General features: G+C 45.0%; 20 protein-coding genes. 17 read left to right on the forward strand and 3 right to left on the reverse strand.

Annotated elements, in window-relative coordinates:
• Positions 1 to 67 precede the first annotated feature (67 nt).
• The 16 genes from K7399_RS04310 (at position 68) to K7399_RS04385 (ending at position 21184) form a co-directional block, all read left to right on the forward strand.
• A complete protein-coding gene (locus K7399_RS04310; protein ID WP_028977656.1) occupies positions 68 to 1303 on the forward strand; it encodes a M16 family metallopeptidase in 1236 nt (411 codons plus the stop codon).
• A 1052-nt stretch (positions 1304 to 2355) separates the two neighbouring features.
• Positions 2356 to 3252 carry a dipicolinic acid synthetase subunit A gene (gene dpaA, locus K7399_RS04315; RefSeq protein ID WP_028975722.1) on the forward strand — a complete coding sequence of 299 codons (897 nt, stop codon included), beginning with the start codon at positions 2356 to 2358 and terminating at the stop codon, positions 3250 to 3252.
• Positions 3249 to 3848 (forward strand): dipicolinate synthase subunit B, encoded by a 600-nt coding sequence (gene dpaB, locus K7399_RS04320; RefSeq protein ID WP_028975723.1) that lies wholly within the window; start codon positions 3249 to 3251, stop codon positions 3846 to 3848. The genes dpaA and dpaB overlap by 4 nt, the downstream gene beginning before the upstream one ends.
• Positions 3849 to 3992: 144 nt before the next feature.
• Positions 3993 to 5051, forward strand: coding sequence for an aspartate-semialdehyde dehydrogenase (locus K7399_RS04325; protein ID WP_223362481.1), 1059 nt, complete (start codon positions 3993 to 3995; stop codon positions 5049 to 5051).
• Between the two features lie 57 nt (positions 5052 to 5108).
• Positions 5109 to 6356, forward strand: a complete 1248-nt coding sequence (gene dapG, locus K7399_RS04330; protein WP_028975725.1) for an aspartate kinase — start codon at positions 5109 to 5111, stop codon at positions 6354 to 6356.
• Between the two features lie 5 nt (positions 6357 to 6361).
• Entirely contained in the window at positions 6362 to 7264 is a 903-nt protein-coding gene (gene dapA, locus K7399_RS04335) for a 4-hydroxy-tetrahydrodipicolinate synthase (RefSeq protein ID WP_028975726.1), read from the forward strand.
• 73 nt (positions 7265 to 7337) lie between these two features.
• The gene (locus K7399_RS04340; RefSeq protein ID WP_051577734.1) at positions 7338 to 7979 is read left to right on the forward strand and encodes a pyroglutamyl-peptidase I; all 642 of its coding nucleotides are present in this window, start codon (positions 7338 to 7340) and stop codon (positions 7977 to 7979) included.
• Positions 7980 to 8153: 174 nt separating this feature from the next.
• Positions 8154 to 9782, forward strand: a complete 1629-nt coding sequence (locus K7399_RS04345) for a ribonuclease J (protein ID WP_051577739.1) — start codon at positions 8154 to 8156, stop codon at positions 9780 to 9782.
• Positions 9783 to 10021: 239 nt separating this feature from the next.
• Positions 10022 to 12349 (forward strand): DNA translocase FtsK, encoded by a 2328-nt coding sequence (locus K7399_RS04350; protein WP_028975729.1) that lies wholly within the window; start codon positions 10022 to 10024, stop codon positions 12347 to 12349.
• A 19-nt stretch (positions 12350 to 12368) separates the two neighbouring features.
• Complete coding sequence (gene ymfI, locus K7399_RS04355; RefSeq protein ID WP_028975730.1) at positions 12369 to 13097, forward strand: elongation factor P 5-aminopentanone reductase; 729 nt, start codon at positions 12369 to 12371, stop codon at positions 13095 to 13097.
• A gap of 730 nt (positions 13098 to 13827) precedes the next feature.
• A complete protein-coding gene (locus tag K7399_RS04360) occupies positions 13828 to 14721 on the forward strand; it encodes a helix-turn-helix domain-containing protein (RefSeq protein ID WP_223362482.1) in 894 nt (297 codons plus the stop codon).
• 95 nt (positions 14722 to 14816) lie between these two features.
• The gene (gene pgsA, locus K7399_RS04365) at positions 14817 to 15395 is read left to right on the forward strand and encodes a CDP-diacylglycerol--glycerol-3-phosphate 3-phosphatidyltransferase (RefSeq protein ID WP_028975732.1); all 579 of its coding nucleotides are present in this window, start codon (positions 14817 to 14819) and stop codon (positions 15393 to 15395) included.
• A gap of 79 nt (positions 15396 to 15474) precedes the next feature.
• The gene (locus K7399_RS04370; RefSeq protein WP_028975733.1) at positions 15475 to 16722 is read left to right on the forward strand and encodes a competence/damage-inducible protein A; all 1248 of its coding nucleotides are present in this window, start codon (positions 15475 to 15477) and stop codon (positions 16720 to 16722) included.
• 95 nt (positions 16723 to 16817) lie between these two features.
• Positions 16818 to 17864: a recombinase RecA gene (recA, locus tag K7399_RS04375; protein WP_028975734.1), complete on the forward strand. Its 1047-nt coding sequence runs from the start codon at positions 16818 to 16820 to the stop codon at positions 17862 to 17864.
• Positions 17865 to 18511: 647 nt separating this feature from the next.
• Entirely contained in the window at positions 18512 to 20080 is a 1569-nt protein-coding gene (gene rny, locus K7399_RS04380) for a ribonuclease Y (RefSeq protein WP_028975735.1), read from the forward strand.
• A 306-nt stretch (positions 20081 to 20386) separates the two neighbouring features.
• The gene (locus K7399_RS04385; protein ID WP_028975736.1) at positions 20387 to 21184 is read left to right on the forward strand and encodes a TIGR00282 family metallophosphoesterase; all 798 of its coding nucleotides are present in this window, start codon (positions 20387 to 20389) and stop codon (positions 21182 to 21184) included.
• A 120-nt stretch (positions 21185 to 21304) separates the two neighbouring features.
• Here K7399_RS04385 and K7399_RS04390 read toward each other — a convergent pair whose 3' ends face one another.
• Positions 21305 to 21565: a stage V sporulation protein S gene (locus K7399_RS04390; RefSeq protein ID WP_010023072.1), complete on the reverse strand. Its 261-nt coding sequence runs from the start codon at positions 21563 to 21565 to the stop codon at positions 21305 to 21307.
• Between the two features lie 290 nt (positions 21566 to 21855).
• On the opposite strand from K7399_RS04390, the gene K7399_RS04395 reads away from it, so the two are divergent.
• A complete protein-coding gene (locus K7399_RS04395; protein WP_028975737.1) occupies positions 21856 to 22317 on the forward strand; it encodes a CBS domain-containing protein in 462 nt (153 codons plus the stop codon).
• A gap of 57 nt (positions 22318 to 22374) precedes the next feature.
• Here the strand turns inward: K7399_RS04395 and K7399_RS04400 are convergent, their stop codons facing one another.
• Both K7399_RS04400 and K7399_RS04405 read right to left on the reverse strand, forming a co-directional pair.
• A complete protein-coding gene (locus tag K7399_RS04400; RefSeq protein WP_028975738.1) occupies positions 22375 to 23637 on the reverse strand; it encodes an MFS transporter in 1263 nt (420 codons plus the stop codon).
• Positions 23638 to 23842: 205 nt separating this feature from the next.
• Positions 23843 to 25090 (reverse strand): MFS transporter, encoded by a 1248-nt coding sequence (locus K7399_RS04405; protein ID WP_223362483.1) that lies wholly within the window; start codon positions 25088 to 25090, stop codon positions 23843 to 23845.
• Positions 25091 to 25241: the final 151 nt, after the last annotated feature.

Genomic DNA, 25241 nt, shown 5'->3' on the forward strand with positions numbered 1-25241 from the left:
CGCCATTTTTTGATCGTGATATAGTATTTAGCGTGCGATCGATCTACGAGTTCAGGGGGAACAATTTTTGATAAGCAAAAAAACATTAAAGAATGGTGTGCGTATACTGCTGGAAAATATTCCAAATGTTCGTTCGGTCAGCATTGGAATATGGGTAGGAACAGGCACACGATTTGAAAACCATACAAACAATGGAATTTCTCATTTTATTGAGCACATGCTTTTTAAGGGCACCAAAACGCGTACTGCACGCGATATAGCGGAGACTTTTGATAAAATTGGCGGACAGGTCAATGCTTTCACCTCAAAGGAGACCACGTGTTATTATGCAAAGGTCATGGATCGGGATGCACACTTTGCGGTAAACGTGCTAGCCGATATGTTCTTCAATTCCAAGTTTGAAAAGCAGGACATGGAAAAAGAAAAGCAAGTGATTGGCGAGGAAATCAAGATGTATGAAGACACACCAGACGATCTTGTTCATGATTTATTGAATGCGGTAAGCTTCAACCATCATCCCCTCGGTTTTCCGATTTTGGGTACTCGCGAAACTTTGGCAGGCTTTGATCCCGATGGACTGCGCCGCTATATGCGTACCCACTATACGCCGGATCATGTCGTGATTTCCGTTGCAGGTCATGCAGACGAAGGGATCGTCCAAGAAATCGAAGCTCTTTTTTCTGACTTTGGTAGTGTGCAATCGGCGGAACGATCGGCTGTGCCTTGTTTTAATCCCGGGAAGATTGCCCGTAAGAAAGAAACAGAACAGGCGCATATCTGTCTAGGATTTTCTGGTTACAGTAACCATGACCGAGAATTAGCACCGCTTATGGTAATGAATAATGCGCTTGGCGGCGGGATGAGCAGTCGGTTGTTTCAAGAAATACGCGAAGAGCGCGGGCTTGCCTATTCGGTGTTCTCTTTTCACTCATCGTTTAAAGACAGCGGCTTGCTTACTGTATATGGCGGCACAGGCGCTGATCAAATCGATGATCTCGGAAAAGCATTGCTGGATACCATCCATCGATTTGTCGATCAAGGGATTTCAGAAGCAGAACTTGAAAGCAGCAAAGCACAGATTAATGGAAGTCTCATTTTCGGGCTTGAAAGTACGAATGGGCGAATGGGACGTAATGCAAAAAATGAATTGGTTCTGGGAAAAGAACGCAGTATTGATGAAACGGTTGCATTAATTGATGCTGTAACCATTGATGATGTTCAAAAGACGGCCCAACACGTGTTTGAACAACCTTACGCTTGCTCGATTGTCAGTCCAAGCGGCAAAATGCCAGGCACTCTCTGAATCGACAGCTCAATGGAATAGAACGTATCACAAAAGACTCGACATGACTTAACGTCGAGTCTTTTGTTCGATTATAGAGAGTTTAGCTTTTAGAACTTTCGCTAAGTGCGCATACGTCCTGTATGCAACGCGAAAGCCACCGCATCCTGCGGAAGTAAGGACCGGGCGTATTTTGCCCGGTTTTTCTTACAGGGAAAGAAAGTATAGAATTTGCCCTGTCTTCAAACCAATAGCCCAGTGTCTTGGCCAAGAATCAAAGCGGAGGGGCTCTGGCGCCTGCGGGACCAGCGTGCCAACGAGACCCCGCAGATTCCTGTCTGTTTGAGGAGGCTCGCAGTGCGCCCGCGGCAAGCGAGCAATCGGAGCGGTGATTCAGCACCGAAAAGACAGGAGACCATCATACATGTATGAAGAAACTTTTCTAACAGGTAAAGAAAGTTTATGATTTTGCTTTGGTGTAGAACGATAAGCGGCAATTTCATCAATAAGAGTTAGCTCGAGACACGAAAGCGCGAGACGCCTGCGGGAACAGCGAGCCAAGGAAGACCCCGCAGATCAATTGCGTGTCCGAGGAGGCTTCCGGATCGCCCGCGGCAAGCGAGCAGCTGGAGTGTCGTTTGTGCACAAGGTGATGAACAAAGCCCGAATGGAAGGCGGAAGTAAGGACCGGGCGCTTTTTGCCCGGTTTTTCTTACAGGTAAAGAAAGTACATGATTTTGCCCTGTTTTCAAGCCAATAGACCAGTGTCTTGGCCAAGAGTCAAAGCGGAGGTACTCTGGCGCCAGCGGGAACAGCGTGCCAGCGAGACCCCGCAGACTCGCGGTGCGCCCGCGGCAAGCGAGTAACCGAAGCGGCGATTCAGCACCGAAAAGACAGGAGACCATCATACATGGTTGGAAATTAAGGACCGGGCGTATTTTGCCCGGTTTTTCTTACCTACACGAAATGAAATCACACTACTGGGTATTCGTCATACCATAAAGTGTTGAAGGAAAATACGGCTATGCGCAAATTGAATTTTTATAGAAAATAGCCAAGCGGAGGGAACGTTGATGCTGACGAACAGACATATTGTGATCATGGGAGGGGACGCCCGGCAGATTGAAGTCATTAACAAATTAATCGCGCTTGATGCTCATCTGTCGCTTGTCGGTTTTGATCAGCTGGATCGAAATTTTAACGGTGCTTCGAAAGTCACAATGGATGAAATTAACCCTGGAACTGTTGATAGCATTATCCTACCTGTGAGCGGAACCAGTCAAGAGGGAATTGTTGAGACGACCTTCTCAAATGAAAAGGTTAAGTTGACAAAGGAATGGGTGGCAAAGACTCCGGAACATTGCGTTATTTATTCGGGAATCACAACCCGTTATTTGAATCAACTTGTCGCGGAAACCGGTCGCGGGTTAGTTAAGCTATTTGCACGAGACGATGTGGCCATCTACAATTCGATTCCTACGGTAGAAGGCACGCTGATGATGGTCATTCAAAATACTGATATCACGATACATGATGCAAATGTTATCGTCCTTGGTCTTGGACGTACCGGCATGAGCGTTGCACGCGCATTTCATGCGCTCGGTGCACATGTGAAAGTCGGTTCAAGAAATCCGGCGCAAATTGCGCGTGCGATTGAAATGGGAGTCAAAGGCTTCTACCTAAAAGACTTAGAAAAAGAAGTAGAAGACAATGAAATATGTATCAATACAATTCCTGCTTTAGTGCTGACAAGTCAAGTATTGTCGCGCATGCCTGCTAGCAGTTTTATCATGGACATTGCATCGCTCCCGGGGGGAACGGATTTCCGCTTCGCAAAAAAACGAGGAATCAAAGCAATTATAACGCCGGGGCTTCCGGGAATGGTTGCCCCCAAGACAGCGGGGCGAGTTATTGCAAATGTGCTGGCGGATCTGTTGCTCGATAATTTTTCAAAGGAGGATAAATCATGAGTCTTAAAGGCAAACATATTGGCTTTGGCATTACGGCCTCTCATTGTACCTATAGTCAAGTTGTCCCTCAGATTGAAAAACTGGTTGAAGCAGGTTGTGATGTCTCAGTATTTGTCACCTATACGGTTAAAACAACCAGTACGCGATTTGGCAAGGCAAGCGATTGGATCAGCAGGTTTGAAGATATAAGCGGAAAAAAAGTGGTTGATTCGATTGTTGAAGCGGAACCGTACGGGCCGAAAACACCACTGGATTGCATGGTTATCGCACCACTGACCGGGAACTCGATGAGCAAATTCGCCAACGCACAAACGGATTCGCCGGTCCTGATGGCCGCAAAAGCAACCTTGCGCAATGGAAGCCCTGTCGTGCTCGGCATCTCGACTAATGATGGTTTAGGGCTTAATTTACAAAATATTGCTAAATTAATTGTCGCAAAAAATATTTATTTTATTCCGTTCGGTCAAGATGATCCGATAAAAAAGCCGAATTCCCTTGTATCGCATATGGATTTGCTTGTTGAAACCGTTGAACACGCCATTCTTGGAAAACAAAATCAGCCAATCTTAGTTGAAAAATCAGCAAAAAACAAATAATACCTGCTTCTCTCTATATGTAATTGTGATAAAATAAAACTGTATTTTTCGGTAAAAAAGGACATTTTTTCGAATAGTCCTTTTCTTTAAGCCTCAAATGATAATATAATGATAGGAAAATCTATTGAGTGATATAGAGGAGAGATGGTTTTGCTTAAGTCAGAAGGTTTAAATGTGGCGGTTGTCGGCGTAACCGGTGCCGTTGGAACCCGAATGGTTCAGATGTTGGAAGGTTCGCCGCTGCCTGTGAAATCGCTTTTGCCGCTTGCATCCGCACGTTCAGCAGGAAAATCCATTATGTTTGGTGAAAAATCATGGACGATTGAGGAAGCAAAGCCTGAATCATTTGAGCATATAGATATCGCGTTATTCAGCGCAGGCGGATCTGTTTCAAAGCAACTTGCTCCTGAAGCAGCGAAACGCGGCGCAATTGTTGTCGATAATACGAGTGCGTTTCGTATGGATCCGCAGGTTCCGCTTGTCGTTCCCGAAGTGAATGAAAAGGCGTTGGCTCAGCATCATGGCATTATCGCCAATCCAAACTGTTCAACCATTCAAATGGTTGCTGCACTTGAGCCCATTCGCCAAGCCTATGGCTTAAATCGGATTATTGTCTCAACTTACCAAGCGGTGTCCGGAGCGGGAGCGAAAGCAATCGCTGAATTGGAAGAACAATCTCGTCAGGTCTTGGACGGAAAGAAACCGGAAGCAGCGATTATGCCGGTTAAAGGCGACAAAAAACATTTTCAAATGGCATTTAATGCAATTCCGCAAATTGATTTGTTCCAACCAAATGATTATACGTTTGAAGAAATGAAAATGATCAATGAAACAAAAAAAATTATGGATGATCAGGAGATCAAAGTTTCCGCGACTTGCGTGCGTGTGCCTGTAAGTATCAGTCATGGCGAGTCCGTATATATTGAAATCGACCAAACCGATGTTTCTGCATCAGATTTGAAAAAGCTGTTGGCAGATGCACCGGGAGTCATCTTGCAAGATGATCCAGCACATCAGATTTATCCAATGCCGGCTTCTGCATCGGGTAAAAAAGAGGTTTTCGTCGGTCGAATTCGCCGGGATCCTGATGTAAGCAACGGATTCCACTTATGGATTGTGTCGGACAATTTGCTGAAGGGTGCTGCTTGGAATTCGGTACAGATAGCGGAAAGACTTCTAAAACTTGGTTTAGTGAAGTTTTGATTCGTGTCGGCACAGAAATTGTTTCGAGATCTCCCTTATGCGAAAGGGTGAACAAATGTGAAAATCATTGTTCAAAAGTTTGGCGGAACATCCGTACAAACGGAACAAATGAGACAGCGTGCCGTTCAGCATGTGCGGCACGCTGTAAGCAAGGGATATAAAGTGGTTGTCGTTGTGTCGGCGATGGGACGTTCAGGCGATCCGTATGCTACGGATACTCTGCTTGGACTGGTGAGCGGTACGATGTGTTCGCCGCGCGAAAAAGATATTTTAATGTCTTGCGGTGAAACCATATCAATGGTCGTTTTCTCAAATCTTTTGAAACAAGCAGGGCTGCATTCGGAAGCGATGACAGGTGCTCAAGCCGGTTTTCGAACCAACCGCAGTTTCAATGAAGCAAAAATTGTCGAGATGAAGGTAAATTCGCTGATAAAGCGGCTAGAAACAAATGATGTGATTGTTGTTGCTGGTTTCCAAGGAAGTACAGCTGATGGCGAGATCACGACGCTCGGACGTGGAGGAAGCGACACATCGGCTGCTGCACTTGGCGCTGCACTGGACGCTGAATGGATCGATATATTCACGGATGTTGACGGCGTGATGACGGCGGATCCCCGAATTGTCAGTGACGCACGACAACTGTCGCTGCTTACTTACAATGAAGTATGCAATCTTGCCTACCAAGGAGCAAAAGTGATCCACCCTCGAGCGGTGGAGATTGCAATGACCGCCAAGGTGCCAATCCATATCCGTTCCACTCTGTCGGACGGCCTTGGGACGTTAGTGACCGCTGTGAATCGTACCGGACGGGGACAGGACTTGGCTGAACGACCAGTAACGGGGATTACCTATGTACGAAACGTGACCCAAATCCGTGTGCGTGCAGGCAAAAATGAGTATGATTTGCAGGCTAAGGTTTTCAAGACAATGGCAGAAAACGGCATCAGTGTCGATCTTATTAACATTAGTCCTAGCGGTGTTGTTTACACAGTGAGTGCAGAAACTACGGAACGCGCGGTACGTGTGCTTCGTGCAAAAGGCCATGTTCCTGAAGTACAGACCGGCTGTGCAAAAGTTTCAGCGGTCGGTGCCGGAATGGCCGGTGAACCTGGAGTGGCCTCACGAATCGTCAATGCATTAACGGAGCGAGGCATCCGGATTTTACAATCGGCCGACTCGCACAATACGATTTGGGTTTTGGTAAAGCAAACGAAGATGAATGAAGCGGTTAATGCGCTTCACAAAGCATTCCATCTAGAAAATGAAAAAGACGGATCAGCTTTGCAACATCCGAAACAGGAGTGAGAAAAATGGATTTTGGGCGATTATTGACAGCCATGGTCACCCCTTTTGATAAAAACGGAAAAGTGGATTTACATCAAACAACCGTGCTTTTAGAGCACTTAATAAAAACCGGTTCAGATGGGGTTGTGGTGGCCGGTACAACGGGAGAATCACCAACGTTGTCCCATGATGAAAAATTAGCTTTATTTGAGCATGTCGTTCGGGTTGTGGACGGGAGAATTAAAGTAATCGTCGGTACCGGCGGGAATAATACAGAGTTGTCTGTAGCATTTTCGAAAGAGGCGGCGAACTTAGGTGTCGACGCAATTATGGCTGTTGCACCATTCTATAATAAACCGAATCAAGCAGGAATCTATGCACACTATAAAGCGATTGCCGATCAGGTGGCCGTTCCTGTCGTTATCTACAATATCCCAAGCCGATCGAAAGTAAACATTGACGCAGAAACAATTATTAAACTATCGAAAATCGATAATGTTGTGGCGGTTAAAGAAGCAAGCGGGAATTTAGATCAAATGGCTGAAATTATTAACGGTACGGATGATCAATTCCATCTTTATAGCGGGGATGATGGATTGACGCTGCCTATTCTATCGATTGGCGGGCATGGCGTAATTTCGGTCGCGTCGCATGTGATTGCTCCAGAAATGAAACAGATGATGGAGGATTATAGTCAGGGACGGGTTAAAGAGGCGGCTGCAAAACATCGAATGATGCTCCCGTTAATGCGCGAATTGTTCGCTGCACCGAGTCCTTCTCCAGTGAAAGCGCTTCTTAATCATCTTGGGCTTCGCGTTGGCGGTGTTCGACTGCCAATGGTTGCACTGACAGATCAAGAGCTTGAGTCATTGCTGAATGTCTATCATGCATTTAAGAAAAGTTCTCGTTTAGGTATTACAAATAAATGAAAATGAAAAAAAGGTGAGAAGGCGGATAAATCCGCTTAAATCGCCTTTTTATTTTTTACTGGAGGAATTGGAAATGAGAGTATTGTTGAGCGGTTTCGCGCCATTTGGAGGAAGCAAGTGGAATGCTTCGTGGGAAGCGGTAAGGCGTTTGGATGGGATGCAGACGGGGGAATCAATTGAGCTTTTTGCCACCAAATTGCCCGTGACTTACAATGAAGCAGCAGAACGTCTTCTGGCATCAGCACGTGTCATTTGTCCGGATATTATTATTGCAGTCGGACAAGCAGGCGGCCGCAAAGCAATTACACCGGAATGTTTTGCAGTGAACAGAATTCATTCGGAAAGACCGGATAACGACGGAGTCATTATAAAAGAACAGAGAATTAGTGAAAACGGTCCTCAGCGTTATGCATCCGACTTGCCGTTGAATGAGATCGTCAGCGCGATACAACACATGAATATTCCGGCTGAACTTTCGGAAGATGCCGGCACCTTTGTTTGCAATCATGTTTTTTACAACCTGATGCATGGATTGCAAAAATTCGAGAAACCGATTATCGGCGGCTTTATTCATGTGCCCTATTTATCGGAACAAATTAAAAATAGTGAATCACCAAGTCTCCATATTGAGCAGTTGACTGAAGCAATGCGGATAGCAGCGGTTGAGTCTGCACACGATTTGCTTAATCAAACAAAATTATGCGAAACAAAGTAATGCAATGATGCGATCCGTATTCGGAATCATTGCGAAATAATTGTACTTTAGTAGAGGTATTGGGTATAATAAAGGCAATGATTAGTTCGGGTCAATAGCGATGACTGCTCAACTTTATAGGAGGAATGCCCATTGAAGCATGCTAAGAAGAAAGACAGCGTGAAAATTTATGCAATGGGCGGCGTTGGTGAAATTGGAAATAATATGACGGTCATTGAAGTTGAAAATGACATTTATATTATTGATGCAGGATTGATGCATCCACATGAAGATATGCTTGGCGTCGATACTGTAATACCGGATGTTTCGTATTTAGTCGAACGGAGTGATCAGATTAAGGGGATTTATCTGACACACGGACACCAAGCGAACATTGGTGGACTCCCGTATTTGTTGCGAAAACTGAGAGTTCCGGTTTATGGAACACGTTTTACACTTGCATTGGTTTGGGAAAGTCTTCGACGAGTCGGTGTTAGTTTCCCGAAGGATTTATTCCGTACCGTTAATCCGGACAAGCGCATTAAAACAGGACACTGTGTCATTGACTGTTTCAGAACTTATCACAGTGTGCCGGATTCAATCGGTTATGCAATCCAAACGGCACAAGGTTATATTGTGCATACAGGGGACTACAAATTTGACTTTACCCCAGTTGGAGGCGTTCGAACCGATGTCAGTAAAATCTCCGAATTTGGAGACAAAGGCGTTCTGTGCTTGCTTTCCGACAGTAAACGTGCGGAATTGCCGGGCAAAACCCCATCCGATTCGATCATCGGTGATAAGCTGAATCATATTCTTTATTCTGCGGAAGGACGCGTGATTGTCACGATTCACGCGACCAATATATACCGTATTCAGCAGTTCTTTGATGCCTGTGACCATCATAATCGCAAAGTAGCGATTGATGGAAAATATCTAGAACGGGTCATTTCAATCGCTGCACGCGAGGGATTTTTGAAAATACCGCAGCATCTTTTATTGAATTGGGAGAAATCGCTAAAATGCCCGGTTCAAGAACTTGCGATTTTATCAAGCGGTTCTGACGGCGATCCTTTGACACCTATGTCAAATCTTGCCGATCATCTTCATAAAAAATTGAGACTCAAAGAAAATGATCTGATTATCTATGCTGCATCACAAACCCCAAGTAATGAGAAAGCTGTAACGAATGCCATTGACCGTTTAATGAGTCAAGGTGCACGTGTAGTATTTGGCAAAGACGTCCATGTTTCAGGGCACGGGTCAGAAGAAGATATTAAATTGATGCTTCAATTGACGCGACCGAAGTATGTGATCCCCATTGGTGGCGAATTCAAAATGATGAAAGCTCATCAGGAAATTGCTGAATCAATGGGCGTGCAGCCAAGCCACGTTTTTTTGCTGGATAAAGGCGATGTTGTCGAGTTCAGCAAAGGTGCAGCACGGTCAGCGGATTCAGTGCCGGCGGGCCAATTGCTGGTTGACGGACTCGGAGTCGGTGATGTAGGAAATATTGTTTTAAGAGATCGCCGTCTCCTTTCTCAAGACGGAACAGTGATTGTTGTCGTTACCTTGGGACGTAGAACGAAAAGAATCCTTGCAGGGCCGGAAATCATTACGCGCGGATTTGTCTATGTGCGCGAATCAGAAGATCTTTTAGATCAAGCTAATCATATCGTTTCCAATGTGTTGTCTAAATCGCTTACACAACATGTATCTGAATGGTCATCGCTAAAAAGCGGAATTAGAGATTCGCTCAGTCGCTACTTTTTTGATAAAACCAAACGCCGTCCAATGATATTGCCAATTATCATGGAATTTTAAAACCAGGTTTGCAGCATTGAATGAGCCCCCTAAAGTTGGACGATAAAAATTCAACTTTAGGGGGCTTTATGTTGAACCAATCGTTAACTGATTTTAAGACGCAGGGCTCTGGATGGTGTGAAGGAGACGCATGGATCGCCTACGATCGTCTTTTGCTAAAAACAGACATATAGAGTAAATTAAAAATAGCAAGTACGACACAGAGATTCTATGAGAATGAAATGAGGAGCAGGGGAATCATGGCAAAGAAGAAACGAAGCAAGAAAAAAACGCGCACAAGCATTGGTTGGAAGACCACGCTGATTTATGAGATCGGCGGACTATGTATGTTTGCGTTAACCTGCATAGGGATTAGCAGCTTGGGTGCAGCTGGTGAAGTGATTAAAGAAGCTGCACGTCTCTTCACCGGAAATCTGTGGGTACTCTTCCTGCTTTTTTTCCTTGTGCTCTCCGTTTATTATGTGCTGTTTCGCAAACAACCAGAGTTTTTTACAAGAAGACTATGCGGCATTTATTTATTGATGTTTACCATGCTTTTAATCAGTCATGTTCGTTTATTTGAGGCGCTTTCTACGGTTAACACTTGGCAAAACCGTTCAGTCATTGTCAATACATTTCTGCTTTTTAAAGGCGAATTATCCGGGGCAATTCCTAGTCAAGGACTTGGCGGCGGCTTAATTGGTGCGATTGGCTTTGCCTTTTTTTATTATCTTTTTTCTACAACAGGAACCTACTTTATGACGTTCTTTTTGTTTCTTGTATCCGCAATCCTGATTACGGGACATTCAATTGGATCATTCGTCCGAAAAATCGTTGACGGATTTCTTCACTCAATAAAAACGAGTGCTGCACATTGGACAAGCTCATTTAAAACATTTTCAGATAATCGGGCAAAAAAGAAAAAAATGAAGGCGGATGAGAAACAACAGAACGAAACAAACAATGAGAAACCGCCTGTCGACGCGCCGCCGCTACATGAATCTGAGAGGGCGCCAGAGCCGGAGATCCATGATTTCAATGAAACGGCAATGAATCAAACAGAACAAATGTCGGCAGAAGAATTACTGTCACCGTCTGAGAAGAGCGATGAAGACATCCAGGCGCCTGATTTTTCACAAATGCCCGTAGAGAATGAAGACTATCAGTTGCCGCCCCTGTCGCTCCTGCGCATGCCGGGAAATAACGCACAGAAAAGCGAACGTAGCCATATCGCTGAAAATGTGCGCACATTGGAACGGACGTTTGAGAGTTTCGGTGTACGTGCGACGGTTAAAGAGGTGCATTTAGGTCCGGCGGTCACGCGTTATGAGGTCTATCCTGAGGCGGGTGTTAAGGTTAGCCGCATCCTCAACTTGAGTGATGACCTCGCGCTAGCGCTTGCCGCCAAGGATATTCGTATTGAAGCGCCAATCCCCGGAAAATCAGCAGTCGGCATCGAGGTCCCAAATCAGGAAGTGGCGATGGTCTGTCTTCGTGAGGTGCTGGAGTCATCCAATGCAAAGCGTGCCGCATCCAAACTGACCATTGGGCTTGGACGCGATATTTCCGGAGAACCGATACTTGCCGATTTAAATCGTATGCCACACTTGCTTGTTGCCGGGGCAACCGGCAGCGGAAAAAGTGTTTGCATCAATGGGATTATTATTACCTTGCTCATGCGAACAAAACCGAGTGAAGTGAAGCTGTTTATGATTGATCCGAAAATGGTTGAATTGAATGTATACAATGGGATTCCGCACTTATTAACGCCGGTCGTTACGGACCCTGCAAAAGCTGCACTGGGCTTGAAAAATGTTCTTGGTGAAATGGAACGGCGCTATGAGCTGTTTTCTGAAAGCGGGACGCGCAATTTGGAGAGCTATAATGAGGCGGTGCGCAAATTCAACAAGGAACATGAAGAAAAGCAACCGCTTATGCCCTATATTGTTGTCATTATTGACGAACTTGCCGATCTGATGATGGTTGCATCGAAAGACGTGGAAGAAACGGTGACCAGACTGGCACAAATGGCGCGGGCAGCAGGGATTCATTTAATTATTGCAACGCAGCGGCCATCGGTCGACATCATTACGGGCGTAATTAAAGCAAACATTCCTTCCCGGATTGCCTTTAGCGTTTCATCAATGATGGATTCCCGAACAATCCTGGATTCAGGAGGTGCTGAGAAATTGCTGGGAAAAGGCGATATGCTTTTCCTTCCAATCGGCGCTTCAAAGCCCGTGCGGATACAAGGTGCTTTTTTGTCGGATCAGGAAGTTGAAGCTGTGGTTCACCATGTCGTTGGGCAACAAAAAGCAAACTATCAACAAGATATGATTCCGGCAGATCAGCCGGAACAAGCGCATAACGACGTGGACGATGCGCTTTATGACGATGCCGTTCAGCTTGTTGTCAACATGCAGACGGCAAGCGTCTCAATGCTTCAGCGACGCTTCCGAATCGGCTATACACGTGCTGCACGATTAATTGACGCAATGGAAGAACGGCATGTCGTCGGTCCCTATGAGGGAAGTAAGCCGCGCACGGTGCTCGTGCCAAAACAAAGCGACGAAGTGAGCGGAAGATGAAGGAAACGGAGTGATGACCATGAACACGCTGTTAATCACGGGTGCCAGTGGGGCCATTGGCAGCGCGGCAGCCCGTGCGCTAGCTGCATCGGGTTCCTCATTGTATTTGCATTATTATTCCTCAAAAGAGAAAGCGGAAGAACTTCAGCAGGAGCTGAGAGAAAGGTTTCCAAATCAGGCTTTTCTTCTCGTTTGTGCGGATCTTTCGGATGAAAAAGGTCCGGAATGCTTGATGGCACAACTTGACCAACCAATTGACGGCGTTGTCTACGCAAGCGGGAATAGTGAGATTAACTTGTTTCAGGATGTTGCCAATGAAGTGATTAAACAAACCATTCAACTTCAGCTAACCAGTCCATTTCGATTACTTCAACAACTGATTAAGCCGATGATTCATAACAAAAGGGGACAGATCCTTATGGTTTCATCCATCTGGGGTCTGGAAGGTGCGGCAACAGAAGTGCTTTATTCCATGGTCAAAGGCGGTCAGAATGCCTTTGTAAAGGCATTGGCCAAGGAAGCGGCTCCAAGCGGGATCTCGGTAAACGCTGTTGCGCCGGGTGCGGTGGACACGCCAATGATGGATGTGTTCTCTGAAGAAGACCTCAAACGGGTTGAGGATGAGATTCCGATGGGGCGAATGGCCAAACCGCAAGAAGTTGCGTCGCTCATCAATTTTTTAATGAGTCCTTCTGCTGAATACATTAATGGCCAAATCATATCGATAAATGGTGCATGGTACTGTTAGTCATTTGTATGGCCTAAAAATAGGGGAACATCAGCCGTTTGAGGCTTACTGTCAATCAAAATCCATGCGCATAATGTATGGAAATTTATTCTTCTGCTTTTTAATGGATCTTATCGTTAAAAGTGCTAAGTTATGATAATATTAATAGTGAACAGCGTATGGATTATCAGAGATGTCTAAAAAGGGATTCAAAAGATTTTACGTTACAACAGTTCACATTGAACTGGGCTGGACCGATTTAGGGGCCATCTTAGTCGTGCTCATAAGATCTGTGGCGCGTCTAGATGCTGCTTCCATGGGATTCGGTTCGAACGTGACTGAAAAATTATCTCAAGGTATCCGGTGTTAGGCCTGGTAGTTAGGATTTTTTCCCTTCCAACGGCAAAATAGGGTATCTTGATTACGAAATACATATAATTAGGCAATGCACGCTAGAAAAGGGAGCTTTCCTATATCTCCAGATCGTGTTGCACATAGAGAAAAAGAGGGATTCAGTGCAAGTTTGACAATCGAAATGATGGTTTCGCACGTAAGAAAGTGAATGCAGCTCCGTTTATCCGTTGTTTGGATAAGAAAAATCTCGAAGATCGTTGGATTCGAATGGTTTGCATTGATGATGAGCAATCATGCTTAAACCGAACGGACATGGCCGATTGATCGATTTGATGGATGATGAGCGGACACGGTAGCCGAATTCGAGCTTATCGCTTTATTTAATTTCTATTGGCAGGTGTTAGTTTTGAGTGAACTTGGTCAAGAACTGAAGACAGCCCGAGAACAGAAAGGTTTATCCTTTGATGATCTCCAAAAGATAACAAAAATTCAAAAACGCTACCTTGAAGCAATTGAGAAGGGTGATTACAGCCAGCTTCCAGGAGAGTTTTATACGCGAGCTTTTATCAAGAGTTATGCTGAGTCGGTGGGCTTAGACTTTAAAAGCCTGGCGGAACAGTATCCGGGTGATATGCCAAAGGTTGAGCGTCAGCATATCGAAACGCGTGTAACGCCTCCGGATGGCAGCGAAAATGAACAGGCACCAAAAAAGCTTCGCCGCAGTGCAGTGCGGGTGAATAATTGGTCATCACTGATCAATAAAGCAATTATTGTTGTTTTTGTTTTAATTGGTGTGATGATTATCTACATCCTAGTGACACAGTTCGCCGGACATCAGCCGACTTCGCCATCCGACCAGAACAATACGAACTCGGTACAATATAAAGCGGACAGTACTTCTCAAAGCAGTTCGAAGTCACATACATCGGATTCCTCATCAACTGAATCTTCGGACACGTCTTCAGAACAAACTTTGAAAAAGGATAAACAAGAAGGCAACATAACCACCTATACACTATCTGGAACGGAGAAATTTGATGTAGTCGTTACGGCTGCTACAGCTAATCAAGCTTGGTTTCAGGCAAAAGACAATCAAACGGGACAAACTATTGCAGAGGGAACTGCATCAAAAACGGGGCAAGAATCGTATCACTTTGATGCCTCCAAAGTACAGTCGTTGTCACTGAAATTTGGCAATGCACCAGGTACAGAGTTGAAGATTAATGGAAAAAAAGTTGCTATCCCGTCTCAGAGCACGGTGCAAACCATGATCATTAATTTCAGCAAATGATTTATTCATCATGAGCCGGCCGATAAAGGCGGCTCACTTTTTTTGAGTGTAAGACTGTTTTTATCATGAGATGACGATGAAGGGATGACCGATCGATGAATATCGCGAATAAATTAACTGTTGCACGAATGATTATGATTCCTGTCTTTTTAATTCTGCTGCTTGTACCGATGCCGCTTGGGGCGATTGATTCCGGAAATTATCATCTTTCGGTTGCCCAGCTGCTTGCTGCGGTTATTTTCATGCTTGCTTCGTTTACAGATTGGTTGGATGGGCAACTGGCGCGCAAATATCATTTGGTCACCAATTTTGGAAAATTACTGGATCCACTTGCGGATAAATTGCTTGTTATGAGCGCTTTTGTCGCTTTTGTCGGTATCGGAAGAATGGCTTCTTGGATGGTCATTCTTATCTTGGCACGAGAATTTGCCGTAACAGGTTTGCGACTGGTTGCCGTTGAAGAAGGTGAAGTCATTGCGGCAAGTAAAATTGCAAAATGGAAGACTTTCTCACAAATGGTCGCCATTATTCTCTTTTTATTCAATAATGTTCCTTTTGGTATCCATGGATTTCCACTTGACCAGATCATTCTCTGGATCGCTGTGTTCCTGACCGTCTTTTCCGGAGTGGATTATTTTTATAAAAATCGTGAACTTGTTTTTCGATCGAAATAACTTGCGCAAGCAGGTATCTGTGTTTGATAATAAATAAGAGATTACGAGTTGCGAAAAACAAGGATAGGGGTTCTTGCTCATGAATGCGGAAATCATTGCGGTCGGTTCTGAACTTTTACTCGGGCAAATTGCCAATACGAACGCGCAGTTTATTTCGGAACAGCTCGCCGCACTTGGCGTCGATGTTTTCTTTCATACCGTATGCGGCGACAATGAGGCGCGCATGATCGATGTCATCAAAAATGCGGAGAACAGGGCGGACCTGCTCATTTTTACCGGCGGATTGGGCCCAACGAAGGACGACTTAACGAAGGAGACTGTTGCGCGTGTTCTCGGACGCAAGCTCGTCACGGATCAGGCGGCCATGGACAGTATTGTTCACTACTTTCAAGTCACCGGACGTGAAATGACTGAAAATAATAAAAAGCAGGCACTGATTATTGACGGAAGCCATGTGCTGCCTAATCGTCATGGGATGGCGCCAGGCATGATTGTTGACACAAAAAAGCATATCTATCTTTTGATGCCCGGCGTACCTTCAGAAATGAAACCGATGTTTCTTGATTTCGCACGCGGCTGGTTGTCCACACATAATGAAGAACATATTCAATCTCGTGTTCTGCGCTTTTTTGGGATCGGCGAATCTCAATTGGAAACAAAAATCCTTGATTTAATCGATGCCCAGTCAAATCCGACGATTGCGCCGTTGGCAAAGGAAAGCGAAGTCACGTTGCGGTTGACGGCGAAACATGCCCGGAAAGATGCAGCAGAGGCAATGCTTGACCAAATCGAGGCTAAAATCGCTGCTCGTGTTGGTGTCTATCTTTATGGATATGATGATGATTCACTTCCGCAAATTGTGTTTCAACTGATGCGTAATCAGAAGAAAACGATTGCTTTTGCTGAAAGTCTGACCGGGGGGATGGCTGCCGATTGGCTGGCGGCTTACCCTGGCGCTTCTTCTGTGTTGAACGGCGGCGTGGTCTGCTATACAAATCAAGTGAAGAATCAAGTGCTTCATGTACCTGAATCCATTCTTAATACGGACGGCGCGGTCAGTGCTGCTTGTGCGGAAAAAATGGCTTCTTCAGTCAGAATACTTTGCGATGCTGATCTTGGGTTGTCTTTTACGGGCGTTGCGGGGCCCGATAAGAGTGAAGGAAAAGCAGTTGGAACCGTATATATCGGACTGTCCGATCAGGAAGGAACTCAGAGCTATCGGTTTCAATTTAATGGATCACGGCGTAAAATTAGAATTCAATCAACAAAAACCGGTTATGACCTTGTAAGAAGACACTTGCAGAAGCTTCCAAATTTAAATCATTAAAAAAAGGGCGAATAAACATTCGCTAGAACACTTGTGCTTATCCTTGAAAAAATGTATGATGATAAAAAGAATGTTGAAGGAGATGAATCGCGGTTATGGCTGAAAAAAATGAACGCAAGGCAGCACTAGACAGCGCACTTCGCCAGATTGAAAAGCAGTTTGGTAAAGGATCAATTATGAGATTAGGAGAACGGCCGGAACAGCGTGTATCGACAGTATCGAGCGGTTCCTTGGCTTTAGATATAGCAATGGGTGTCGGCGGTTATCCGCGCGGCCGCATCATTGAAATTTACGGACCTGAATCTTCAGGTAAAACAACGGTTGCGCTACATGCGATTGCTGAAGCGCAGCAGAGTGGTGGACAAGCTGCTTTTATCGATGCAGAACATGCACTTGATCCGGTCTACGCAGAACATTTAGGCGTAAACATTGACGAACTGCTCCTTTCCCAGCCTGATACAGGGGAACAGGCCCTCGAAATTGCAGAAGCACTTGTTCGAAGCGGAGCAGTGGACATTATTGTCGTCGATTCGGTGGCTGCCTTAGTACCAAAGGCCGAAATTGAAGGCGAAATGGGCGATTCGCATGTTGGGCTTCAAGCACGTCTTATGTCGCAAGCGCTAAGAAAGCTGTCCGGCGCAATCAGCAAATCAAAAACAACGGCAATTTTCATTAATCAGATTCGTGAGAAAGTCGGCGTTATGTTTGGAAACCCTGAAACGACGCCGGGTGGACGCGCGCTTAAGTTTTATGCGTCTGTTCGTCTTGAAGTACGCCGCGCAGAAACGTTGAAAATTGGTAATGATATTGTCGGAAACAGGGCACGTATTAAAGTTGTCAAGAACAAGGTAGCACCTCCGTTTAAACAAGCGGAAGTTGATATTATGTACGGACAAGGAATCTCTCAAGAGGGTGAAATTCTGGACATTGGTTCAGACCTTGATATCGTTGAAAAGAGCGGGTCCTGGTATTCCTACAATAAAGAACGCCTTGGCCAAGGGCGCGAAAATGCTAAGCTTTACTTGAAAGAAAATGAACCGGTTAAAGAAGATATTAAACATCAAATTCGTGTTCACTATCATCTGGATGAGACGGCGGATGAAACTGCCGATGAAGCAGCAACGCTTCCAACCAAAGAATAAACAACTTGCTTAAACGAGTGCCGGTTTCAGGCACTTTTTTTACAGGTCAGGTAAGGAAAGTACAAGATTTGGCCCCGTCTTCAAACCCATAGACCCATGTCTTGACCGAGAATCAAAGCGGAGGTACTCTGGCGCCTGCGGGATCGCGCTTAGTTGATGCGTGCCAACGAGACCCCGCAGATTCCTGACTGTCTGAGGAGGCTCGTGGTGCGCCCACGCGACAAGTGAGCAGCTGCAGTGCCCGTCAGTCAGGTACAAAATTGACGGTTTATAACCGCGTCCTGCGGAAGTAATAGCCTGATTTTCTTACCTGTGATCTTTGTTATGTTATCTCAAAATGAATCCACTGCACGGATTCCAAATGCGCAAGGTTGACAACCTAAATGGGCAATTATACAATGATCTTGTAACTAAAAAGTTACTATTTACTTGATTATGTAAACTTTTCGCATGAAAATGCTTAAAAGAACGACAAAGAGAGTGAGCTAAGTTTCCATTTTCCTTTCAAGCGGTTCGTACTGTTTGAAAATTGTATGGGAATATCAAGTGAAAAACCTCTTACCTATCGTTTCTCTGTTAAGCATCATTCAAAAGGAAACGTATCTGCTTTACCTAATGACGATATGGAAAAGCAAGGAGGTGAAATGATGACATTCACGATTGTTGTGATCATCTCCATTGCGCTACTGATCTCTGTCGTTTGTCTGTTTGTTGGCTATTACATCCGAAAGAACATTGCCGAGGCGAAAATTGCGTCTGCTGAGACTGCAGCACACCAGATCGTTGAGGATGCTCATCGAGATGCAGAATCCTTAAAAAAGGAAGCACTCCTGGAAGCGAAGGACGAAATTCATACGCTCAGAAATCAAACCGAAAACGAAGCGCGTGATCGGCGTAATGAGCTCCAGAGGTTGGAAAACCGTCTCGTGCAGAAAGAAGATCTGCTCGATCGAAAAAGTGAATCTCTCGATAATAAAGAAAGATCATTGGAAAAAAGGGAGGAAACGCTTAGCAAGAAACGTCGACAAATTGAAGAGATGGAAAGCAAAGTGGAGGAAGCACTGCATAAACAGCAGTCTGAACTGGAACGGATTTCCGGTTTGACCAATGATGAGGCGAAAGAGCTTATCTTGAATCAAGTCAAACAGGAAACTGCTCATGAGGCTGCACAACTCGCTAAAGACATCGAATCGAAAGCGAAAGAAGATGCAGAAAAAAAGGCGAAGAGCATCCTTTCTCTAGCTATTCAGCGTTGTGCTGCTGATCATGTAACTGAAACAACGGTTTCGGTTGTGAATCTTCCGAATGATGAGATGAAGGGCCGGATTATCGGGCGCGAAGGGCGTAACATTCGAACACTGGAAACCTTAACGGGTATTGATTTAATTATCGATGATACACCGGAAGCAGTTATCCTATCAGGATTCGACCCGATTCGACGTGAGGTTGCGCGCATTGCCTTGGAAAAGCTTGTTCAAGACGGACGCATTCATCCGGCTCGTATTGAGGAAATGGTCGAGAAGGCACGCCATGAGGTTGATGAGAAGATTCGTGATTATGGTGAACAAAGCACTTTCGAAGTCGGCGTTCATAGCCTGCATCCGGATCTGATCAAGATTCTCGGACGACTGCATTATCGCACCAGCTATGGTCAGAATGTACTGAAGCACTCAATGGAAGTTGCTTTCCTCTCAGGAATGATGGCAGCTGAGCTGGGTGAAGATGAGAATCTGGCAAGACGGGCCGGTTTATTGCATGACATTGGCAAAGCGATTGATCATGAGGTCGAAGGCAGTCATGTTGAAATCGGTGTTGAATTGGCACAAAAATACAAAGAACACCCGGTTGTCATTAACAGCATTGCTTCACACCATGGAGATACTGAAGCGACATCGATCATTTCGGTACTCGTAGCGGCTGCTGACGCGCTGTCTGCGGCACGGCCTGGAGCTCGTCGAGAAACGCTTGAAGCCTATATTCACCGCCTTGAAAAATTAGAAGAAATTTCTGAATCATTTGAGGGTGTTGAAAAATCGTATGCGATTCAGGCTGGACGCGAAATACGAATTATTGTTCAACCGGATCTTGTCGATGATGCGAAATCGTTTCAATTGGCTCGTGATATCACGAAGAAAATTGAAAATGAACTCGATTATCCGGGCAATATCAAAGTAACGGTCATTCGCGAGACCCGCGCTGTAGAATATGCAAAATGAAAGAGGCGGCAGATTGCCGCCTCTTTTATAGGTTAGAAAAGTACAAGATTGGAAGTAGGAACTTTCGCTAAGTGCACATACCTCCTGTTGCAACGCGAAAACCACCGCATCCTGCGGTAGTACCCAATAGACCAGTGTCTTGGCTAAGAATCAAAGCGGAGGTACTCTGGCGCCCGCGGCAAGCGGTGATTCAGCACCGAAAAGACACGAGCCCCTCACATATGGCTGGAGATAAAGGACTAAGCACAGCTTGGTTTTTCTCAATCAAAAAAGATAAGGTTTTACTAGAAGAAAAGAGCGTGAATGATGAAATTATTATTTGTTGGCGACGTGTATGGACGAACCGGTAGGCAAATGATTGAGGACTACCTACCGAAATTGAAGAATAAGTTTCAACCAACCGTAACCATTGTAAATGCAGAAAATGCAGCACATGGCAAAGGCTTAACGAAAAAAATCTATCATAAGCTGCTTGAGGCGGGAGCAGATATGCTGACGATGGGCAACCATACTTGGGATAACCGCGAAATTTTAGAATTTGTTGATGAGGCAAAACAGCTGGTCCGACCGGCTAATTTTCCCGAAGGTACTCCAGGAACAGGAATTCGTTACATTCATCTGCCGCACAATCGTCAGGTGGCGGTCATTAATCTTCAAGGACGCGTTTTTCTTCCCGCGCTCGATGATCCGTTCCGTATCGCAGACGAACTGATTGACGAAGCACGTAAGAAAACGCCGATCATCTTTGTTGATATGCATGCGGAAACGACCAGTGAAAAACTCGCGCTCGGCTGGTATCTAGATGGCAGGATCTCGGCAATTGTAGGAACACATACCCATGTCCAGACAGCCGATGAGCGCATATTTCCACAAGGCACAGCCTATCTTACCGATGTCGGGATGACCGGTCCGTATAATGGAATTATTGGCGTGCAGCGTGCAGCAGTAACCAAACGCTTTGTTACGGCAATGCCGGTCCGGTTTGAGAGTGAAGAGGGTGCGGGTCAGCTTGGCGCGGTCCTCATTCAGATTGATGATAAAACAGGAAAAGCAACTGACATTAAACGCCTATTAATTAATGACGATCATTTATTTTTTGACTAAATACCTGTACGAAAGAAACATCAAAGGCACAAATGAAAAAGCATGCAATGCTGCATGCTTTTTTCTATGGGCATAAACAGATTGTGTGCTTCATGAAAAATAAGTCATGAGCTGAGCGGTCTATCTAGACTCAATAATTAGCTTAATCGCCGTCCGTTCCTCGCCATCGATCAGAATATCCGTAAACGCAGGAATGCAGATTAAATCGAGCCCGCTAGGAGCAACAAATCCCCTGGCAATGGCAACCGCCTTTACTGCTTGATTTAATGCTCCTGCGCCAATCGCCTGTATTTCTGCTGATTTTTGTTCCCTCATTGCATGTGCAAGGGCACCAGCAACAGAGTTAGGTACAGATCTTGCTGAAACTTTTAACACGTCCATTTCCGAATGTCATCTCCTTATGAGGATTGCCCATAAATTACTATATTCTTGAAGAAGATGACTATGCCAGTTTTAAAACGTTGTTGCTGCTGCTTACCGTGCTTCCGGCTGTGATTCTTTTTAACTGTCTCGGTGAAACAGGCCGTAGCTTTGCGTGTGCGCAACTTTAACACCCAGAGGGAAAGTCATTCGATTGAGCGTGCTAAGTCAGTTTAACGTATAAAACGCTTACATTTATATGTTATAATAAAGAAGGAGATCAGTGGTTTTATGATAAGGAGGCGGCAGCCATGCTTGTGGAACAATTAATGCTGAACCATGTCGTAACCATTACTGAAACAGATTCGCTGAAAGCATTCATTAAGCTTATGATTGACCACAAAATAGGCGGTGCGCCTGTCGTTAATTTTGCCCATCAGTTGGTCGGTTACATTAGTGACGGTGATGTTTTGAGAAAGATGATGCCGAAACAGAAAACAATCTATGATCTTTATTCTTTGATAGAAGCCATTGATGTCGAAATATCACAAGATAAATTAAAAGACTTGCTTGATCTGCAGGTGAACGGCGTTATGAAAAAAAGGAATGTGCAAACGGTTAGAAGAGAGCAAGACATTGACGCTGTATTACGCATCCTTTCCCACCACCACATCAAACAGATCCCGGTTGTTGATGATGAACGACATGTCGTTGGCTTGGTAAGTCGGAGCCAGATTATCCGTCATATTGGTGATCAGCTGATTCACCAATGAAAAAGCAGCATGCGAGCGATGTGCATGCTGCTTTTTCTATCAAATTTTGAGATACGATCATTTCTCATCAGCGGCGAGCGAATGAAACCCGTATTTCTCCGGTTGAACCTGATGAATTGCCGGGATACGACGCAGAATGGGTACTATGAAGATGTAGAGGGCGAGAAATAAGAGACTGATGCTTGCCGATGCAAACACCAGACGCGCACCAAGGAGTGCACTCAGTGCGCCGCCAATCAGTGAGCCAATCGGCATGATGCACGAGGAGATGCTCGCTACAACCGATATAGATCGCGCCATGAGGTGTTGCGGAATGATATTTTGCATCATGGCAAAGCTGAGTACGTTTGTTAAGCCAATTGGTATCATGCTGGAAGAGAAAAGAATGATTTTTAATGAAAGAACCGGGACGAACAGTGAAGTCAGCCAGCATAGAAAGCCGAGTGTGTAGCCGGCAATCATCAGATGGCCGAAAGCAAAACGCTCAAAAAGCCCGGCAGATCCTGCACCAATCAGACTGCCAATGGACATGCCGGCAAGCAAGAGACCGTAAGTTTTTGCTCCTCCGATTGTGTCTGAATACGCAGGTAGTGAAGCCATCATCGCACCAAAAACAAAATTTGTGATGGCACTTGCCACAAGGATTTTTGCAAGAAACGAATGAAAAACGAGCTGAAAGCCTTCTCTAAGATCAATGAAATAATGGTTTGCTTGTTCTTTAAGGGAAAGTGTTTTTTGATCTAATGGAGCATGGTGCAGCTTTAATGCTGAAAAAAGTAGTGCTGCAATAAAGAAAGTAAGAATGTCGGCAGAATACAAGGCGATTGCCCCGACGAGTGCAACCAGCGCACCACTAATTGCATTGAACGCGGCATCCGTTCCTTGCTGGGCGACAGCCATCAGTGAATTTGCACGGACACGCAGCGCTTTGGACAAAATTTGCGGGATGAGTGCGCTTTCTGCAGGAAAGGAAACTTGATTTAAACAAGCCGCGAGTGGCATGACAATAAGAACGAGCGTTACCGAGAGCATATGCCAATAATAGGCAATTGGAATCAAGCTCAATAAAATGGCTTGAAGAACTTGTGTTACGATGAGCAGCTTTCTTATTGAGCAGCGGTCGACAATGGGACCTGTGATGAATTGAAGCGACTGCGGCAGCATCGTCAGAAAGCCTGCAAGTCCTGAGTAGAAAGCGGAACCTCCCAGCTTGTAGACGAGCCACATGGCTGCGATGTAATACATACTGTCACCGATATTGGTGATTAACCGACCGATAAAAAGGATAGAAAAATTTCGATTACGAAATAAACGTTTCATTCACGGACAATCCTCCGAAGTTCAATTTGATTTGTTGACTCTAATGTATCAGAGGGATCAGCGCAATAAATCAGACTACAGGCGGAAAACAGCTGGTCATGAGACTGAATTGAGCTGATATGGCGATTCGATGCCGGGGTGAATCCATCATCAACGCGGAAAAAAGCGTTCATTAAGCATGACTTTGTCCATGAATGGCTTCTGTTTATGCGGAAAAGCCATAATTTTCGGGGTTTACCGCTGCTGCAGCAGGCAAACGTCGCAGTGATGGCATGAGCGCAACGTATGCGGCATATAGGAAAAAACCAATGCTGGAAGCGGCAAAGATTATCGGTGATCCGAAAAGATCGCTTAGTGAGCCACCGACAAGTGATCCGAGCGGCATAATACAGGTTGCGAGACTTGCAACAAGTGACATGGCACGGGCGAGCAAGTGTTGCGGCACAACGTTTTGAATCAGTGTAAAATTGAGAACATTGTTACACCCGGGAAAAACAAGGCTAACCGAGAATAAGATGAAAGAGAGCATTGGATTTGGAACAAGTGCTGCTGCAAGCCAAAGCAGAAATCCAATGGAATAACCAAAGATCAGCATTTTTCCAACCGGTTTGTTTTTAAAGCAGCGGGCAACCAGCGCACCAATTAAGGTACCCACTGCCATCCCGGCCATCATTAATCCATACATACCGGGGCCACCCAAGTGATCGGAGTATGCCGGTAAAACAGCAACTAATGCGCCCAATGCAAAGTTGGTCATTAACGAACCAACCATCATTTTACCGATAATGGAATGAATGACCATACGAAATCCTTCACGCAAATCAATAAAATATTGCTTACACTGATCGGGAATGGTTTGTTTGGTTGACGCTTGGGGATGCTCGGGTAATTTGAGCATTGTAAATAGTACAATCGCAAAACCAAATGAAAGGATATCGGCATTATACATCGAAACGGCGCCAAGTAATGCAACGAGTGCACCGCCTATCGCTTGAAAGGCAGCATCCGTTCCTTGATAAGCAAGTGTCATTAAACTATTCGCTTGAATCCATTGTTCTTTTTTCATGATTTGCGGAATCAGTGCACTTTCAGCAGGAAAAGAAAATTGATTGAGGAACGAGACCACCGGCATAATAATCAGAATCAGAGTAACTGAGAGATTTCCGGTTAATGCAGCAGCAGGAATGATTGCGAGCAGGCAGGCTTGGGCCAGTTGTGTGCCGACTAATAACTTTTTAATTGAATAACGATCAATAATCGGTCCGATCAGAAATTGCAACGTGCGGGGCATCATGGTCAAAAAGCCGGCAAGTCCGGAAAAGAAAGATGATCCACTTAATTGGTACACGAGCCACATCGCTGCAATAAAATAGACACTATCACCAATGTTTGTAATTAAACGAGCAGAAAACAACAATCGAAAATTTCTATTTTGTGCTAATAGAATCATCATTCACCCTCCATAATAACGTTCAAAAAAGTATAACCATTATCTTATCATGTCGTCTGCTAAGAGGATTAAATTGTTACCTATGTTATACACTCTTCAAGGTAGAAAAGCATTGCGAACACGCTGGATGGCAGGCGATTCGCTGGGAAATCGT

The sequence above is a fragment of the Sporolactobacillus terrae genome, assembly GCF_019930545.1.
GTDB classification, from domain to species: Bacteria; Bacillota; Bacilli; order Bacillales; family Sporolactobacillaceae; genus Sporolactobacillus; species Sporolactobacillus terrae.

Bases quoted from the DNA above. Each gene is read 5' to 3' on its own strand.
- K7399_RS04400 (WP_028975738.1), bottom strand. From the start codon at position 23,637: ATGAAACGTTTATTTCGTAATCGAAATTTTTCTATCCTTTTTATCGGT.
- pgsA (WP_028975732.1), top strand. From the start codon at position 14,817: ATGAATATCGCGAATAAATTAACTGTTGCACGAATGATTATGATTCCT.
- rny (WP_028975735.1), top strand. From the start codon at position 18,512: ATGACATTCACGATTGTTGTGATCATCTCCATTGCGCTACTGATCTCT.
- recA (WP_028975734.1), top strand. From the start codon at position 16,818: ATGGCTGAAAAAAATGAACGCAAGGCAGCACTAGACAGCGCACTTCGC.
- dapA (WP_028975726.1), top strand. From the start codon at position 6,362: ATGGATTTTGGGCGATTATTGACAGCCATGGTCACCCCTTTTGATAAA.
- ymfI (WP_028975730.1), top strand. From the start codon at position 12,369: ATGAACACGCTGTTAATCACGGGTGCCAGTGGGGCCATTGGCAGCGCG.
- K7399_RS04385 (WP_028975736.1), top strand. From the start codon at position 20,387: ATGAAATTATTATTTGTTGGCGACGTGTATGGACGAACCGGTAGGCAA.
- K7399_RS04345 (WP_051577739.1), top strand. From the start codon at position 8,154: ATGGGCGGCGTTGGTGAAATTGGAAATAATATGACGGTCATTGAAGTT.
- dpaA (WP_028975722.1), top strand. From the start codon at position 2,356: ATGCTGACGAACAGACATATTGTGATCATGGGAGGGGACGCCCGGCAG.
- K7399_RS04395 (WP_028975737.1), top strand. From the start codon at position 21,856: ATGCTTGTGGAACAATTAATGCTGAACCATGTCGTAACCATTACTGAA.
- K7399_RS04370 (WP_028975733.1), top strand. From the start codon at position 15,475: ATGAATGCGGAAATCATTGCGGTCGGTTCTGAACTTTTACTCGGGCAA.
- K7399_RS04340 (WP_051577734.1), top strand. From the start codon at position 7,338: ATGAGAGTATTGTTGAGCGGTTTCGCGCCATTTGGAGGAAGCAAGTGG.
- K7399_RS04405 (WP_223362483.1), bottom strand. From the start codon at position 25,090: ATGATGATTCTATTAGCACAAAATAGAAATTTTCGATTGTTGTTTTCT.
- K7399_RS04350 (WP_028975729.1), top strand. From the start codon at position 10,022: ATGGCAAAGAAGAAACGAAGCAAGAAAAAAACGCGCACAAGCATTGGT.
- dpaB (WP_028975723.1), top strand. From the start codon at position 3,249: ATGAGTCTTAAAGGCAAACATATTGGCTTTGGCATTACGGCCTCTCAT.
- K7399_RS04390 (WP_010023072.1), bottom strand. From the start codon at position 21,565: ATGGACGTGTTAAAAGTTTCAGCAAGATCTGTACCTAACTCTGTTGCT.
- K7399_RS04325 (WP_223362481.1), top strand. From the start codon at position 3,993: ATGGTTTTGCTTAAGTCAGAAGGTTTAAATGTGGCGGTTGTCGGCGTA.